Source organism: Deltaproteobacteria bacterium, assembly GCA_029860075.1.
Classification (GTDB): Bacteria; Desulfobacterota; JADFVX01; order JADFVX01; family JADFVX01; genus JAOUBX01.
Genome location: JAOUBX010000009.1, coordinates 37,709 through 54,763 on the forward strand (window position 1 = coordinate 37,709; position 17,055 = coordinate 54,763).

Here is a 17,055-nt window from a genome sequence, read left to right on the forward strand (position 1 = left end):
CTTTCCATGGCATACCATGAAATCCTTCCATAGCAGCCTGTTCACCCTTTAAGAATCATCCTGTTTGTTTTGGACCGGCTTTCACCAACGGATGTGACACGGATAGCCGGCTTATCGATAACAGGGCATTTATTTTCACAAATACCGCAGCCTATACATTTATCAGGGTCGAGATAGGGCCGTTTGAGGGTTTTTTTTGATCCGTCACGGGCCCTGATCTCTTCTGTACGATACCAAATAGCTTTCGGTGAAGTAGGGCAGACTTCTTCACAAACAATGCATTCCCTGTCCATAGCCCATGGTAAACATCGTCCACGGTCATAAAATGCCGTACCCAGCTTGACAGGTTTTTCATAGGGTTTTTTCCCCAGTTTTTCTTCAAGCGATATCTTTCTTATGGCGCCCGTAGGGCAGACCTGGCCGCAAAGGGTGCAATTATGCTCACAATAGCCGATCTTGTTAATAAGAATGGGTGTCCAGAGTCCCTCAAGGCCGCTTTCAAATAACGCCGGCTGCAAAACATTGGTGGGGCAGACCCGCATGCATTCGGAACATTTGATACAGCGCTTGAGAAAGTCCTTCTCTTCCAGAGAACCCGGGGGTCTGATCAGGCCCGGGGCCGACTCTCTCTCTCCTGTAAGGGATGACTTCATCATGGGGAAGAAAATAAAGGAGGCTACCCCTGTTTCAATAAGCCGCCTGCGGCTTATATCGAAGGGTTGATGAATGGAAGTCGAGGGCTCAGGAAGACCGTATCGCAAAGCGCCCTCAGGGCAAGCAGAAATGCAGTTCATGCAAACATGGCATTCACTGGCTCTAAGTTGGGAGTGCGGATCGCAGCCTCCCTGACAATGATGGACACACTTTCGGCAATCGGTGCACTTTTCCACATCCCTTCGGATTCTAAAAAGTGATAATAGCGATATGAACCCCAGAAAGGCCCCCAGGGGACAGATGGTTCGGCACCAGAACCGGGTCATAAAACGGTTGGCAAAAAGGATGGCTACAAATATTATGGCAATGGCAACGCCGCCATAGAATAAAGGCTGCTTCAGATAAATCAGTCCTCCCGCACGATTGAAGGCCGGAAAGGCGGCTGTTACAAAAGAACGCACCGTAAGCGCAATTGGATCGAAGAGGCCTGTTTGCAGGCTGCCCAGCATGGCCAGTATAAACAAAAAAATCAGAAGGTAATATTTAAAGCGGAAGCTCTCGCCATAGGTATTTCCCTCAAGATAGTGGACTACCTTTTTTTTATTAAATATATAGCTTGTCCATTGATTGAGAATACCGAGAGGACAAATCCAGGAACAAAAAAAGCGTCCCAAAAGAAGCGTGCCTGTGATAATGATTAGAGACCAGGCCAGACCTTTATAGATCGTTCCACTGGTAAGAAAGGAAAGGACAGAAGTGAGAGGATCGATCTGAAGAAAGAGGGAGACTTCATAGCCCTTCATGCTTTTGTAGTCTGTTATAAGCAAGAGGATGAGAAAAAGGAGAAAGAAAAAGAGTGAATAAATTCGCCTTAAATTTTGAAGACTCAGGATTTTTCTCATTACCATCTCCCGGAGACTTCCTCTCAGGAAGTCTTCATTAAAGACAAAGGACATGAAAAAGTATAGATTAAAGGAAAAGGCTTTTCAATAACCTTAATGGACTTGATTTTTGGTCTGCCTGTCGATATCCTTATGGCACTGAATATCAAAGGAGGAAGGGAAAAGCATCCGGTGGTGCTGCCGGTCTTCAAAACCGGAGGTCCTGGTGAAAAGCCGGGATGGTGGGTTCGACTCCCGCTCCCTTCCGCCAAGTTCTCCTAAATTTTAATCCCTTAAGCTTTCTCCCGGTGCTGAAAAGTACTGCTGCCGGAGTAGGTGAGATTAATGAAGAGACTGTCAAAACTTTCGATTCTACTTGAAGGGAACGTAAGGCTTTTCCCCTCTTATTTCTCTGCCGCCTTTTTAACAGGTTGTGTTTCATATTGGATTTTTTCAATAACAGCTTGGGGCTCTTCAGCGCCAAGGGCCACTGAAACTTCAAGCTCGCCCAAGAGGGCAATGCCGGCAGTAACACGGTAAAAGTGGGTGCTGCCTGCTTTATGGCTGCTTCTTTCAATCAGGTCCGGAAGGGCGGCCGGTTTTAAAAGACGCATATTGACACCACTCTCATCTTCCGGTGAATAGAGAGTGTCCATGTTCACAAAGGCCGCCAAAAGCGCATTAAGGGACCGGGTAAACAAGGCGTCGGCATCGTTAATTTTCCCGGCCCGGACGGTCAGGTTGACTGCAATACGGCAGGGGCGGGTTTCGCGGTACCCTTTGGCCGGATTCCCTTGCAGAACGGCTTTAACACCCGGCTTGCCCTTTGCCGGAGGATGGTAAAAGCATAAGGTCCGGTTTTCGACAAAGCAGTCGTCACCCAGGGTAACTGAATGACCCGGTGGGGCTTCAACCTCGACCACCTCTCCCGGTATATTTTCAGGCAGCGTAAAATTACTTTTTTTGCCGTTTGCATCCCAGACATGACGATGAGAAGTCCGCGCGCGTCCACGGGCGGTCAGGATCTCTTCATTAGTGGGTGGGATGGCCGCTTTAAATTCACATACCGACACTTGCACCACCTCTTTGACGTTTGTCGCAGGTTCTGCGGCGGGACCCGGAACCACCGGGACGGCGTCATCAATGACGTCCCTTACGGCAGCATGCAGTTTTTTTTCAAGTAAGGCGAGCAATACTTTCCCTCCACAGCTTATCCGGCTTTTGCCACTTTGTTATCTGATTCCTTAGAACGGGTTTCGTCAATACTTTTTATATCTGCAATTTCCGCCCTTGATTTATCATCATCGCATTTTACCAGTTCTTCTTCCAGAACTTGTATTGCACCACTGATACGGAGCAAAGTATTCTGAAGCTCTTCCTGTCGTTTTTCCAGGTCCGCAAGCATATTCCGTCCGGATTCAAATTCAGATTTGAGGTTATTAAGACGTTTCTTTAGATTCTCTTTCAAAAATATCCTCCTTTTGCCTTTTGGTGAAGGATTTCTACTTTCATCCTATTTCGCCACATGAGGCGTATTATGATAATTATGAATAACTCGTATCTTTCCGTCACAATCGACCCATCCCTGCCAATAGTGTCCCCGCCATTTTTTGTGATCCTGTATTGCCCGTACCATTGTACCAACGGGCCTGCCGGACAATTTATTTTTAAAAAATTTCATTATGGGGTGATTTGAATGTGCCCACTTATCATTATTACCGGTTTTGATTACTTCCAATTTCTCAAAGATATAGCCATTTACATCGAGTTTAGCTTTTGGATCAGTTGTTCCGATACCCACGTTGCCTTTACTTTTTACAACAAGCAGGTTGTGTTGAAGGTTAACACCATCTTTACCCCCTACTACGCCCTGGCCTATTTGAGCATAAATACCATACATTCCCCAAGCGGCACCAACCCGCAAACCTCCACCGTCATTCTTCTCTGCATCCTTAAAATAATTTCTCCCGGTGCTCCCCTGGATTGTATTTCCATTAACCGTTAACTTTCCTGCAATTTCAGTATTACCATCAACGAGCAAATTCTTATTACCCGGATCAGAATCTCCACCCACATGCAATCCACCCATAATGGCGAGTTTAGCTTTTGGATTAGATGTTCCGATACCGACATTTGCATTTACAGACAGTTTGCCCTTTATTTCAGCATTACCATCAACAAGTAAATTCTTATCACCCGGATCGGCAGCACCACCTACATGCAAACCGCCGTTTACAGCCAGCATTGCCTTTGGCGGCGCCTCAAAACCGATTCCCGTATTGCAGTTTATGGAAAGCGCTTTTCCTTTGGCCGATAAGATATGGGCAACGGCCAGACTTTTTACAGAAAGGTCCGTCGTTTCTGTAACAGCAGCGCCATCCAGTTTGCCTCCCTGATCATCATCACCGTTATGGGAATGCTTGTTCAGAAAGTCACGGATTTTTATTTGTATCTCATTCCAGTCCTGGGCAGTAATGAAATCACCTGCTTTTCGTTCAATAAAGGGCTTACTCATTTTCTCTCTCCTTATTGGGGGATTTATCTTCCATTTCGTCTACAGCTTCAAATGCCGTATAATCAAGGCGGGCATTATTAAATATGCCCGATGTTGCCATTCGTTCCGCCGGCAGCAGTTGATCATTAAAATCCAGTGACAGGGCGGGCGGCTTCATCATTTCATCGAGATTTATGTTGTCTGGTTCGCCTGAAATTGAGAGATCAGTTTCTGTCATTCCTGGCCGGTCTTCCATATGCAACCTGTCCCGAAACCACAATACCGGCTCCAGCCGGGCCTGCACGCCGGCTGCCCGGCCATATAGCAACATGCCGTTGAGCGCCGCCTGTAATTGTTTGAAATTTTCCATAAAGGGAGGGACATAATCTCCGGGAATTCTAAGCGAAAAACAGGCCGGTCTTCGTCCCTGCCAGGAGAGTGTCAGATCGATGGGTGGTCCATCGTCACTGGATGCATTTTTCAACAGTTCTTCCCTGTCGGAGCGGCCCGTCAGGTATGATTGGAGTTCCTCTTTTTTAACGGTGCGATAGATCCAGTTATTTTTTCCCGGTTGCAGACATGGAAAGTTCAATTGATCGCTAAAAGCGGCAAACCTGGCGCTGCCGAAGGTAGTTTCGGTCTCGTTGAACCTCGATCCCTGCCCCGTCATGAGTACTCTTGGTCCGCCAAAACGAACGCCGTATTTACCCTCAGGTGTATCAAAAACCGAATTATCACCGTCAAAGCAGCGCCCCCCTGTTTGAAGGGCGTCGTTTCGAAGAAGCAGAGGCGGCCCATCACTTTGCAAGTGCAATTCGGCTCCCGATGAAATTTTGCCCACATATAAAATCCGGATACCGCTTTCTTTATGAATCAGCATGGGGACAGAGATGATCCTGTCCAGGGATTGATCCGTTGTTAAAATCAGCCCCGGTGCAGCCGCGTCAAGTGTATGGTTAGTCATACTATAAGATTTACCGGGAATCATCTTTTCAAAGGTAATGCAACTCGGCTCAATGGGATTTTCTTCCAGTTCGAGGCGCAGGGTCCGTTTGCCGTCACCGTCGGCAACGGTAAACCTGGCAACAGCAATATTACCTTCCCACTCTATTTGGGGATCACTCTTTGCCCGGTAGGTGAGCGCTGCAAGTCTCAGGATTGACCGGGCGCTGCCCAATCCTTCCCTGTGAATGTGGACATATTTGCCCAGCCGTTGCCGAAAGTGGGGAGCCGATTCATCTCGCCCCGGAAAAAGCCCGAAAAGGCCGGCAATGCGGCCCAGTTCGGTTGTCCCTTTGGCAGCCAGGTTGTCACCGGGATCATGCCAGCCACGGGCATGGTGATACCATCTGGAACGCATGAGTCGTTTTGAGCCTTCTCCCATACGCACCATCTCCCCGGCCAATGCGGAAAAGACGGCTGAAATTTTAGCCCCCTCTTGCATCGCCTTTGGCAGATAGCCCCTCATTTTGCCGGCATAGGGATTTTTATTCATTATCAAAAAATATTGTCCTCAAATTAAAGTGTTATAAAAAATTACTTAATCGTTACATCAATTCGGTCGACAATCAATTTCTCACCGTTTTCAAGTGAAACCGCATGTTCTTCATTTAACTCCTCAACTGAACCGTCGCATTGGTGGATAATCCAGGTCGGCTCCAGAACAAGGCCTTTTATGTGCCTGGCAAGCAAACTTTGTAAATCGTTGAAAACGACCTTCCTTGTGGGGATAATGGTATTGATATAATCATCGGTAATTTGACGAACGCTTTTTTGCAGCAGTGCCTTTGTTTGTCCTTTCTCTTTATCTTGCGGCGCTGTCATGGTCAGGTTTATGACGGCCCTTAAAGGCCATTTGCGAACGACCATGACGGGCCATCGGTCATTATCAATAGTGGTATTTTCCAATTCATCAATTTGCCAGCCATCTTTTTTCCATACTAATTTTTCATCGCCGGCCGCATTAAACTCGATAACAAGCGCCTTCATTTCCATATGAACAACTTCTGAAACATCCTGATGGCTCACAACGATGGCATTTAATTTGGTTTTGGAAAGAACTGCTCCGGGAGCAGTTCCGTTGATGAATCTTGTAATATCCTCTTTTAATTTTTCAGACAGCTGTTCAAATGCGTCTTCCGCCATATCGTCATCAGCGGGTGTAATAGTGATGACAGGCTGACAATAGATTGTCTGCAGGAATTTAAGCTCTACGGAAATACCGGCGGCTTTAACATCACGGATAGCCTGCCTGACAGCCACCTCTCTGTCAGGATTTTGCCGCATTTGGGGATCATCGAGATGAATCTCGATGTAACCGCTCAATCCGCCGGGCGACTCCACCACTTTGACCGTCTCAATGCCAAGTCCTTTCAATGCCGCTTCAATGGCTTCAACCGTTCCCCTTTGGCCCTGACGCAAAATGGCTGATGCCCGTACCCGAAGGTGATCGTCATTTTCCGGTTTTCCGCTGCAGGTAATGGGATCCCTGTTACTCACATTTTCCACACCCATCAGGGGGCGTGGCAAAATGCTCAGGTTGCCTGGCGACAGGCTGTCAAAGTCATGCTCCCGCTCATTAGGGATTTCCTGCACGGTTATATTTACAGAGCGTTGCCCCTTTCCAATACGGGCCGGTTCCACCGTTTCCAGCAAAGGCAGCGCTTTTCCATCAATGGCCGGGCCCGTTACCCTGGTGCCCGCAGGGATGCCGATATCTTGCAGCGCCGGTGTTCGCCTGCTGAAGACAACCTGCCCTCTAAGCAAATCACCTTTGGCTCGCTCCATTCCCAAAATAGCAACAACATTATCAAGGGCCTTGCCTTGCGCCGTTTCCAGGTAGCCTGCCTCATGTGATTTTTCCAGGATGGCGTAAAATACCGCCATTTCCCGGGCAAAACTCTCGGCCATTAGTTTGGCAACACTTCCTGTTTCCGTATCACTGATCAAGCCCGACTGTATCATCGAATCGGTTATACGCTCCACAATGGATCTGAAATTCACATCTATGTCATCGAAAAGTTTCATAGCTTATTTATTCTTGGGTAATTTCTGTACGAATGCCGAGGTTATTAATAAAGAGCGAACCATTTCCGCTGCTTTTGATCTTCAGTTTCACTTCATCGGAATTGTCCCCGTTGAGTGTTTCCAGTTCTTCATCACTTAAATGAACCTGCCCCGATGGGCGCTTCACGATAATTGACCGGCTTCCACGACTCAGGCTGAAGGTCACCTCCGGTTTTGTATTACCCCTGGTGATAACTCTTGTTCGGCCCCAATAGGCGCCACGGGGTTGCCAGGGGTGGCCCTTGATCTGGTTCAAGACTTCACCTTGCCCGTCACCGTCTTTCATTTTGTCCAGATGCCAGTGCAGCTCACCCTCTTCAACGCTCACGATAACCCACCACTTGTTCCCATTGAGTGAACAGGGTGCATGGAACCGAAGTGGAACCCACTGCGATATTGCCGCTTTTTCTTCTATCCTGAAGGGCACCATTCCTTCAGGACAGGGACTGCCTGCCGGTCTGCCTGATTCGTCCAAATGGATCGCCAGCATTGCAGTAACGGGGAGCCTGGCCGGTCGTAAATAAAGATCAATTCCAACAAGCGCTTCATTTTCAGGCAAAGGCGAAAAACTCTGGGCTGCCGAGTGCCGGTCATCACAGAGATGGGCCATAAGGGGCGCCTTTTTCTCTTGCCCGTAAGGAAGCAACCTTTCCCCCGAAAGGTCAGCTTCATAATCAAAGTGTATCTGCACTATTTTTGACCTCTTTACAGCTATTTTTTCCAGGATCTCTTCTCCATAACCAACATGGAGCTCTATACTATCTCTTCCCGATGCAAACTGCCGGATGATTCCAGCCAGTCGAACATCCGACAGCAAAAGGGAAATCTCGGCGGGCATGGCATTTTTCAGCATTAAAGGAACGGTATTTGTGCCGGGATTTCTGGATAAATAATCGTTTGCCATCTCTGCAAAAGAGGGGATTGCAATTTTTTCACCACCGGTAATCATGCCTTTATGACTTAACAGCGGCTCACCATCCAGGATTACTTCGAGATCAACGGGCAAGGTAGATGCAAAAATCTCGACGCTGCTTACATTTACCGTTGAAGGTTCCCATACGCCCTTTGTATCGGATTCTTTCGTGAATTCAAGCATTAGCCGGCCGGCTTTTACGGGATCAAAATTCATGCTTGTTGCCGCCTTTGAAACTGAAAAAAGATCGACCGGCATTAACGGCGTCCAGGCATTATTGCCAAATACCTTGATCCGTACCTTTAATCCTTTTAACGCTTTATCGAGATTAATCTTTAACTCATTTAATAAACAATCATGGTCCCAATCAATGACGATCCAGCTAATCCCTCTGACAGGCCATGATTTTACACTTCCATTAACAGAGCCGGCTTTGCCCTCCACTTTCTTTACACCGCCGTCAGCTTTTACTTCCACCCTGGCCGATAAAAATTCTCTGTTGGCAGGCAGGCAAAAATCAATCATATGCCCTTCAGCAGAAAGGGTCAGACTTTTACTCTGCCCTGGCCCTTCCGTTATATTTATGTCATCGCTGCCGGCCTGCATTTTTGTCAAAGCAAAACTCCCTTAAAAGGATCGTTAGAACAATAACTCCCAGCTTAATGAAATCTTGAGGCTATCGGTCCGCGTAATCACAGGAAATACGGTACGGTTGTAAAGCACCCTGGTGCCGTCTGTGAGGCCGATAACAATACCGGCTTCCTGAAGAGATTGTTCCTCACCTTGTTCCGCCGGCGGCAAGGTTGCTCTCAAGGTGATTTTGACTTCGTCATCATTAAGCTCCGTAGAGATATGGTCCTTTATAATCTTTGCTTCAGCTACCTGTTTATTCAAGGCTGTGTCTGTCGTCATTGGAGTATCATCACCACTGCCGACAGCAATGGTGAGTTGTGACAGTCCTTCAATCTGACCGGCCAGAAAGGTTGCCAGCAGGTTTCTGCCTCTATTTGTTATGAGGTTGTCGATTTTATACCGGCCGACGGGCCTATCTGTCAGATCGTGCAAAAAAATAAATAGTCGCCCTTCCAGTTTGTGTTTTTCTTTTAAAGCCATTGTCCTGTACTCCCTTTTTGAAGAAGCTATGATTGATTGTTTTATAAAATAATTATTACCATTAAATTACGATTGCTTTTCATCTATTGTAAGCTCAATTTCAGCGCTGCTGCCTTCAATTGCCCTGACGACGGCCGTTACATCTACAGCCCCTGAAAGGTCACGCCGGGGTATTACAACAATCGATTCCACCCTGGCCACTCTGGAATCGGCAAGAATGGCTTTTCGCACATAACGGCGCAGCAGTTCCAGGTTGGCGCTGGTCATGGGTTCACCCAAAAGATCACGAATAACTGTCCCGTGGCGGGGGTGGCCCAGTCCCGTTAGTTCACCGCGATACATGAGCAGCCGGAGTTTGAGGGCCTGAACGAGATTTTCCTTGCCACTCACACACTCTGCCTGTCCTGCTTCCATTGCGAGATCAATGGAACCGTCCTGGGCAAAGTCAAGGCCTATATCAGTCTTTAAGGGGTCGGACATTTTTTCCTTTTTTACATTAACTTGCCCGGCGCCGCTGTTGCGCCCGGCGGGCTGGCAATGCCCGGCGCTACCTTTGCCTGACTCATAAAGAGGGTGAGCCCCTGTGCCACTACCTCGGAAATAGCACCGGCCAGATCGGGTGCATTCTCTCCATTTAATCCATTGGCAGCCATCAAACCCTTAACAATCGGTTCCAGCTGGCTCTTTGTCGGTGCAGGCATAGCGCTTCTCACTAACCACCTCTCCCCTTGTCAAGGGGAGGGGTGGGGTCAAAATTGGTTTATCCCGGATTAGATATTGTTTCTTTCCTTACATCAAACTGCCGGGACCGGTCGTTACAAAACCGGCAACGGCAATGCCCGGCGCAACCTGAACCTGTGTTGTAAACAGCATAATTGCCTGAGCCAGGGCATCTGCAATTACAGCAGCCAGTGCAGGCGCATTTTGTCCTTTAATGCCCTTTGCGCTTAAGGCCGCCTGGGCCAACGGCAGCAGTTGCGGGCCCATGGGGCCGCCGGCAGGCGGCGGCATTAACATGCCCGGCCCTGCCGTGCTTCCGCTGCCTGAAATGGGATCGACACCTGCCGGAATGCCGGGCATGACCATGGCCTGGGCAAAAAACAGGTTTAATGCGTCAGCCGTTACCTGAGCCAGCGCTTTGCCAAGGTCTGCGGCATTTTCCCCGGCAATATTGGCCGATTGCATTGCCCCGGTGGCAATGCCTTCCAGTTGTGATGCCTGCGGCGCCGGCATAGCTAGCCCTTTGCCTTCACACTCTTTGATCCCATTAACGGCGCGCCGGTAAAAAAACATTTGTGGCTATCTTCGGTAATCACACCGGCCCCGCCGCTACCGAGCTCCACATTACCTGACGCATCGATTTTGCAATCACTGCATTTCAAATCGACATTGCCTTTTACTTCAATCTGCAAATCTGTTTCTCCGGTAATCTGTACAGCGCCATCCTTTTCGACGGTAACAACCGTTTTACCCGCTGTCAGAACAATGGCTTCTTCTTTATCGATGGCAATTTCCGTTTCCCCTTCAAAGGGATATTTGAGGCGCCATTCATTTTCGTCATGCTCCGGCGGATTGGCCTTGTCGCTATAAAGCCGCCCCACAACAATGGGACGGTTGGGGTCGGCCCCGACATAGGATAAAAGCACCAAATCACCTACGTTGGGCACACTGACCATGCCCATATGAGGTGTGGCCATGGGCACCCGGCGCAGTTCTAAATCCCCTTCACGGAGCTTCACGCTGCATTCATAATTATTTTCATCCCCTTCGGCATGAGGAAAGACGGACGTCACTATAGCCAGATCACCGAGCCGCAGGGATTTCAACTCATCACGGACAATGGCGCGGATAATGGAAACGGGGTCACTCAATTTACATTCCGTCTTGAAAAATCTCTCGCCTTTTTATACCAGTTAATTCCTTTTTTGCTGCTCATTTTTTCTTCGTTGTTTTCGCTGCGGAAGTCTTCTCCGGCTGCGGCGCTTCAGGCATTTCATTTTTACTGTCATCAAAGGCTTCCAGCATTAATGCATCATATTTTTTGGCTCTCTTTAACATCTTCTTTTCAAAATCCAGGTTCATCAGTCGATTAATGGTGGAATTATCAAGGCGGCCATTAACAACAAGGGCGTTCATTTTCTGAAATTTACGAAGGCGTTGGGCAAAGGCGCTGTTAAAAACAGATTCATCAAAACCGATATCTCTGGGATATTCCAGTTTTGTGAGAAGAGCGTTGGCTTCCTCAATGTCATTTTTTTGAGGTTCAGCTATTTCTGCAGCAGAATCTTCACCGTAGTTAAATTCATAGATTGGAATTTTATTATCCTGGTGGGGCCATTCAAGCAAGCTCTTTTCGGGAAGGTCCGCCGCGTTGGCCGCTTCCCAGATACGCCGGCTGCCGAGGCGGTTAACTTTTATGCTGCCCGAAAGGCCGCCAAAGGGTATGCCCTGATCAAGTCCCCAGCCCATCAACCGGACCTTTCCTGTCCTGTTTAAATCGACATGCAGCGTCTCTGCAGCAGGCAGTTTGCTCGTATCCACATTTCCCTGAGCATCAAATGGCAATTCAAGTTGCTCCACTGCCAGTAAGAGATACAGTTCTTTTGCAATGATATTCACATCTTCCGGATCAGGAATCTTGTCAATAATATTCATTGCCTTGTCCACTACGGGACCAATCGTTTTGAGGGGATTTGCGCCCGGATTTTCGATTCCCACCGTTTCTGTTACGGCATTAAAGAAAGGATCGCTGGCAGCGGTTTTAATCATACCGGCACCAACTTCTAAGAGGGCCTTCCCGCCGTCGGCCTGAGTCAGCAATTCCTGGGCTTTTAGCGTCAACTCGGCCAGAAATCCAATGACCTGGATAAAACCACCGGTAATGGGAATCACGCCGTAATTTGTGATCATGTTGGTGGCGTCGTCCCCCTTGAATTCGCGCACCCGGACCACACGCATCCAGCGTGGCAGTTGTCCTGCACGCTTAACACCCTCCAGATCTTTTCGCATATTGCCGAGCATCAAAGCGATGGCTGTAAAGGCATTAACATGCTCATCTCCTTTTGCTACGGCTTCCAGCGCATTTTGTGTTTTCAGTTGTTCATCGCTTGCCGGCAGGGTGTTGCCTCGCAGAACGATTGCAGTGCTGTCCGATGTTGCTGTCTCGTCCGTTGTCTCGGTTGCTTCCACTTGATTTTCATTTTCTGTTTGATTTTCATTTTCAGTTAGCATCATTTTTCTCCTCTATTTGTTTTGGTCTGCCTTCTGCTGTAGCCTGTTGCATCGTTGATGGTTGCAGTTGACTTTCTCCCCCTGATGGACGTTCAAATTCACGCTTAAAGGCGGTAATATTTACACGTAATTCCCCAAAAGCCTGTTTTAATGGGAAAATTGTGCTGTCAAGATCGGAACCAAGCAAGCTCTCACCTGTTTCCAGCAAACTGTCCAGTGTTGTCTGACCCTTTTCCAGCACATTATAAAATGAGCTTCCTGCGCTTGAAACCGAACTTTTAAGTCCACCCATACCCTCTTTATCGGCTGCGCCAATAGTCATTGCCTGATCTCCAATGTCCTCAATTAACCGGACGCCGCCAGCCAGTACCGGTCGCATCGTTCCAAGAAGGGCCGAGACGCCTGCCAACTGGATTACTTGAGCGCCGATCCAGGCGAGGGCATCTTCGATTTTACGAAGTGTTTCTATAACAGGCGTCAGTATTTTTATAACCACTGTTCCACAATTTAGATCTTTTAAGGCTGTAATTGGTGATGGATCACCCTCTTTTTGGGGTTTAAAGGCGATAACGACCTTATTCAGAGATTGAACCAGTTTCGTAATAGCACGGATCAGCTTTTCCAGTTCTTCTACTGCCGTTTTCAAAAAAGCCTCCAGGCCCGACATAATATTTTGACCGCTCATGTTCTTCCAGACGTCCTGCATATCCTTCCACACCTCTTTCAAGAGGCCTATCAATTCAGTGCCGACAGTAAATAGCGCCACCATCCCTTTTACAATTCCCTGCAAATCAATACCTGAGAGTATCTCTTTCAAACTTTTGCCGGCAGCTGCAAATTTTTCCATTAAACCGCCAAGGGCGCCTTTTTCCTTAAGGCCTGTAAGCATTCCCCCCATTTTGTCGGGATCAAGGGCGCCTACCGCTTTAAAGGTGCCACCCAAATCATCAGCGGAGAGTGAGTCCACATTATCTGCCAATGCCCCTGCCAGGTCATCGGCGTTCATGTGATCGAGCAATTCCGGATTTTCTGCCAGGGCGCCGGAAAGATGGGCGGGATTTTCCAGCACAGCAGATGCGGCCATGGAATCCTCGGCCCAATTGTCGGCATCGGCAGCAACAGCGTCGTCTACAGCAGCGTCGGCCTGAGCCTGCGACTGGGGTGGTTCAATATATTCGCGCAATCGCAAATAAAATCGGTACCGCGATGCATAACCGGCCACCTGCCGAACCTTTAGATCTTCGATGATAACGTCCGTCAACTCCGTGCCGACGGCGATATCGGCAGCCATGGGCAGGGGATCGGCTTTTTCCTGTGCCTGACGCAATTTCTCCAGATCGGGCAGTACATCCGAACCGAAGAGAAGGCCTTCCAGAATAAGAGTAAGCGGTTCCCGCCCCAGATCCTGAAACACGCTCCCCTGTTGGTCCGGGACTCGCTGTTCAACAAGATTGTGGCTCTCTTCAGTGTAAACATCCTGAACACCGGCCAATTCCACTTTTCCGATTCGAATACTCATAATTTAATGGTCAATAGCTCTTTTTTGTAATAATCGGCTTTCTTAATTACAAATCCCTAAAATTCAATAAATGTTATGAAACCACTTTGAAGGTTTAACTGATGCCTCACATTTCTGACCCGAAGTCCTTTGCCGCCGGAAAAAGCCTGGGCAATGTTATAGTTATCCGGCAGTCCGCTAATGACAGCCCTGTCACCGGGCATGACAGCAGGACTGCCGTAAACCTTGATAAAGCCGGAAAGGAGTCGCGCAGCAACGGCCTTCATGCGGGCCTGGGCAATCGTTTCAACGGCTTCACCGGAACGAAGTATGGCCTGCGTTTCCCGAAGAGGGAAATCACCGGATTTACCTGATGTCACGTTACCTTCATCATCAATTTCAGCGTTGTGCTGCACTGATGAAAGATCATGGGTCAGCCAGAAATATTTATCTGCTCCCTCGGCGCCGGCGGCCCCCTCTCCCAAGACCTCGATGCTGTCTTGCAGGGCAGGAACTTTTTCCAGGGCCACTTCCAGCACGTTAAGCCCATATTCAAAACTATGCTCTTTTCCCGTTGTTTCCGGCCCTGTAAAGTTGATCTCTCCCTGACCGTCGGAATAAACGTCCCGGCCACATAACCGGGCCAGTGACTTTACATGATGGAGAGCGCCGGGGCCTTTGAACACGATAAATGACGGCAGGCCGGGGCATTCATCCAGTTTGCCCGGCGCAATGCCGGCCTGGCCGATCATATCGCCGACAATGTCGGTGATGGTCATCTCTTCATAAGCGGACTCTATTTCCAGTTGCCCCAGTTTAATCATGCTGTCAAAAGCGGTAATACACTGGGTGGCAGCTGTCCTTTTCACGGTGTCTACTTCCCCCGTAAAGACACGAATGGGCCCATCACCGCCATCGAGTTCTACCGTAAGGGCATCACCGGGAAGGGGCGGCTCATATTCAACATCTGCCAGTTCAACAATGCAGCATCCACAACCGCCGTCCATGCCCAAACGGGTTGACAATCCCTTAAGCAGGCGATCTCCTTCCTTACTGTTACTGCCGGCCTGTTGAGAACCGATGGTTACGGTATAACTCAAATCAAGGGGCATTGTTTATACCTCCAGCCCCTGCCGCCTGGCTGCCAACCTAAGGATATGGACGAGAGCCCCTTCCAGATCGTCCTGCTGACTCATGGTGAGGCCACTGTCCGACGACATTGATACATTGACATTAAAGGTGTTGTTAACGCGGCCTCCCGTTGTGCTATCTTCAGAAAAATCCGATTCAGGTACCGCCGGAAAGAACTGTTGCGTAAGGTCATAGGCCTTTTCCAGCACGGGTTCAATCCCTTTTGCAATGCCTTCCGATTGTTGCCGAATTTCCGGTGTTGAGCGGGCCGGGCGGGTGGAAGGTGTTAACAGATTATTTGCGGTGTTGCCTGTTGATACCTGACTCGCCCGATGGTCTGCCCCCGGAGGAAGTAAGGGCTGAGTTATCCCGTTTATATTATTGGCGTTCTCTTTTTTTAAAACAGGGACCGGCTTTAAGGGAACACCCACAGGCCTGTTGGGTTGTTTACGGTTTTCCGGCCGGCTATTTATCTTATTATTATTCAATGCCCCTTCCTTAAACTCGATTTGAGTCTCAATTCTGTCGGTTACGGCCGGAATGTCACGCCGCCGGCCCTGTTGAAAGTTGGAATTTGTTTTCTCTATATTGTTTATTTTTGAAAGAGGCGCGCCTTGTCCGGAAACATTTTCAGAAAGACCGGAAAGAGGCGGTAATACGGGAACCCTGTAAGGAAGCCATTGAGAACCGTCCTTTTGGGGGACTAAAGACGGGCTGTTTTGGCAATTAAGTCTGGAATCATCACCTGCAGATTGAAGTATTTCAGTTTTCCCCCCTCCTTTTTTTAATGGCCGAAAGTTTTTTAGGCCCGGTGAAGGCTTACTTTCAGAAGGGTTATCCGAAGGAGGAGAGCCCTTCCTTTCAGGTGGAGAGGAAGGAACAGATAAGGGTGTTTCTTTTTGACCGTTTTGCCGCCTAAAGGCTTCATTAGCATTGCTCTGAAGGTTTTGGCTTTCAGCCGTCATGAGTTCTTTTGAAATACACTTTTCGTTATGAGAAAGTAATTCCAGCCTCTCCGGGGAGAGACCATTGCCAGGCACAGGAGGGGCGCAGCTACCGGCAGTTTGAGTCAATGCCTCTTGCCGATGGTTTAGGGCATCATTGATATATTCTTCCCCTTCCATGATACGGTCCTCATCAATCTCCCGATCCATGAGCCCCACAGCCTCATGGAGAGAGCGGCGAAAGGGCTCCAGCAGTCGGGCAACGAGATTTTCACTCGAAATATGGAAATTGTCAGTCATCAGTCGTCCTCAAAGTGGAATACAACGGCATCGGCATATTGGCTCAGGCCCGATGATTGCGGGTGTTGAGCAGGCTCCTCAGGTTCCATCAAATCAATGAGCGCTATCAGGCGATCAACCTCGGCGGCGGGTGTTGCCCAGACCCGGGAGGGTGTCCAGCCGAGAGATGCGCATAACTTCACGGTAGCTCGCGCATGTCCTGACAGAATCTTTGAATCACCGTCCAGGACCGATTGCGGCAGGAGTTGTTCAGGCGCATTGAGATTAACGGCTGCCGTCATTAATCTGGCGGCAGCAGCAGGATCCAGTTCGCCGGGATCCATTGGCGGTTCCATCTTTTCGATACTGGCGCGAACCATTGCATCGAGGTAAGCAACTGCATCGATGGACTCTCCCCCTTCGTCATCGATCAAACAGTCCGACAAGGCCTGAAACCGTTCGGCATTGCTCCAGCTCTTTAATCGAACTCGCGTTGGTCCCAGATCGAGCCAACCGTCTCTATTCGATTCAGCAGACAAGGTCTCATCAGTTTCAACGCCGCCGGCCCACCAGAGAGCCAGACCGGCCAGACCATCGCTGCTATCCGAATCAGGGCAGCAGCGGGACAGAACAAGCCGGCAAAACCGGTCCCTTGAAAGTTCCAGCCCCTTAGCCACAGGGATTATGCTTTGCCGCAATGCCTTCAGATGGTCACCATAGGTCCAGGGTAGAAAGGTAAAGGATTTCCCCTTTTTTATTGAAACCTCCATCGGTTCATGGAAACCGGTAAAAGAAACGGCATAGGAACATCCATCCACTACAATTGTTTGTGTCGCTGCCCCCATGATGAA

General features: G+C 48.9%; 17 protein-coding genes and 1 tRNA gene. 1 reads left to right on the forward strand and 17 read right to left on the reverse strand.

The window, feature by feature from the left end:
- Positions 1–41 precede the first annotated feature (41 nt).
- Complete coding sequence (locus OEV42_04545) at positions 42–1,556, reverse strand: 4Fe-4S binding protein (protein ID MDH3973531.1); 1,515 nt, start codon at positions 1,554–1,556, stop codon at positions 42–44.
- A gap of 153 nt (positions 1,557–1,709) precedes the next feature.
- Here OEV42_04545 and OEV42_04550 point away from each other — a divergent pair.
- A tRNA-Sec gene (locus tag OEV42_04550) sits at positions 1,710–1,806 on the forward strand.
- A gap of 133 nt (positions 1,807–1,939) precedes the next feature.
- Here OEV42_04550 and OEV42_04555 read toward each other — a convergent pair.
- The 16 genes from OEV42_04555 to OEV42_04630 all read right to left on the reverse strand — a co-directional run bounded on the left by OEV42_04555 (position 1,940) and on the right by OEV42_04630 (position 17,049).
- Entirely contained in the window at positions 1,940–2,728 is a 789-nt protein-coding gene (locus OEV42_04555; protein ID MDH3973532.1) for a hypothetical protein, read from the reverse strand.
- 17 nt (positions 2,729–2,745) lie between these two features.
- On the reverse strand, positions 2,746–3,003 hold the full coding sequence (locus OEV42_04560; protein ID MDH3973533.1) for a hypothetical protein: 258 nt from the start codon (positions 3,001–3,003) through the stop codon (positions 2,746–2,748).
- A gap of 45 nt (positions 3,004–3,048) precedes the next feature.
- The gene (locus OEV42_04565; protein ID MDH3973534.1) at positions 3,049–4,050 is read right to left on the reverse strand and encodes a hypothetical protein; all 1,002 of its coding nucleotides are present in this window, start codon (positions 4,048–4,050) and stop codon (positions 3,049–3,051) included.
- A complete protein-coding gene (locus tag OEV42_04570; protein MDH3973535.1) occupies positions 4,043–5,524 on the reverse strand; it encodes a hypothetical protein in 1,482 nt (493 codons plus the stop codon). The genes OEV42_04565 and OEV42_04570 overlap by 8 nt, the downstream gene beginning before the upstream one ends.
- Before the next feature lie 41 nt (positions 5,525–5,565).
- A complete protein-coding gene (locus tag OEV42_04575) occupies positions 5,566–7,056 on the reverse strand; it encodes a baseplate J/gp47 family protein (GenBank protein MDH3973536.1) in 1,491 nt (496 codons plus the stop codon).
- Between the two features lie 7 nt (positions 7,057–7,063).
- Positions 7,064–8,623: a hypothetical protein gene (locus OEV42_04580; protein ID MDH3973537.1), complete on the reverse strand. Its 1,560-nt coding sequence runs from the start codon at positions 8,621–8,623 to the stop codon at positions 7,064–7,066.
- A 24-nt stretch (positions 8,624–8,647) separates the two neighbouring features.
- Positions 8,648–9,121 (reverse strand): hypothetical protein, encoded by a 474-nt coding sequence (locus tag OEV42_04585; protein MDH3973538.1) that lies wholly within the window; start codon positions 9,119–9,121, stop codon positions 8,648–8,650.
- A gap of 66 nt (positions 9,122–9,187) precedes the next feature.
- Complete coding sequence (locus OEV42_04590) at positions 9,188–9,601, reverse strand: DUF2634 domain-containing protein (GenBank protein MDH3973539.1); 414 nt, start codon at positions 9,599–9,601, stop codon at positions 9,188–9,190.
- An 11-nt stretch (positions 9,602–9,612) separates the two neighbouring features.
- Positions 9,613–9,834 (reverse strand): hypothetical protein, encoded by a 222-nt coding sequence (locus OEV42_04595; GenBank protein MDH3973540.1) that lies wholly within the window; start codon positions 9,832–9,834, stop codon positions 9,613–9,615.
- A 76-nt stretch (positions 9,835–9,910) separates the two neighbouring features.
- On the reverse strand, positions 9,911–10,354 hold the full coding sequence (locus OEV42_04600) for a hypothetical protein (protein ID MDH3973541.1): 444 nt from the start codon (positions 10,352–10,354) through the stop codon (positions 9,911–9,913).
- A 2-nt stretch (positions 10,355–10,356) separates the two neighbouring features.
- Positions 10,357–10,992, reverse strand: coding sequence for a phage baseplate assembly protein V (locus tag OEV42_04605; protein MDH3973542.1), 636 nt, complete (start codon positions 10,990–10,992; stop codon positions 10,357–10,359).
- A gap of 61 nt (positions 10,993–11,053) precedes the next feature.
- Positions 11,054–12,355, reverse strand: a complete 1,302-nt coding sequence (locus tag OEV42_04610) for a peptidoglycan-binding protein (GenBank protein ID MDH3973543.1) — start codon at positions 12,353–12,355, stop codon at positions 11,054–11,056.
- On the reverse strand, positions 12,342–13,871 hold the full coding sequence (locus OEV42_04615; protein MDH3973544.1) for a hypothetical protein: 1,530 nt from the start codon (positions 13,869–13,871) through the stop codon (positions 12,342–12,344). Before OEV42_04615 ends, OEV42_04610 begins: the two co-directional genes overlap by 14 nt.
- A gap of 56 nt (positions 13,872–13,927) precedes the next feature.
- Positions 13,928–14,962 (reverse strand): hypothetical protein, encoded by a 1,035-nt coding sequence (locus tag OEV42_04620; protein MDH3973545.1) that lies wholly within the window; start codon positions 14,960–14,962, stop codon positions 13,928–13,930.
- A 3-nt stretch (positions 14,963–14,965) separates the two neighbouring features.
- Positions 14,966–16,225: a hypothetical protein gene (locus tag OEV42_04625; GenBank protein ID MDH3973546.1), complete on the reverse strand. Its 1,260-nt coding sequence runs from the start codon at positions 16,223–16,225 to the stop codon at positions 14,966–14,968.
- Entirely contained in the window at positions 16,225–17,049 is an 825-nt protein-coding gene (locus OEV42_04630) for a hypothetical protein (GenBank protein MDH3973547.1), read from the reverse strand. Before OEV42_04630 ends, OEV42_04625 begins: the two co-directional genes overlap by 1 nt.
- Positions 17,050–17,055: the final 6 nt, after the last annotated feature.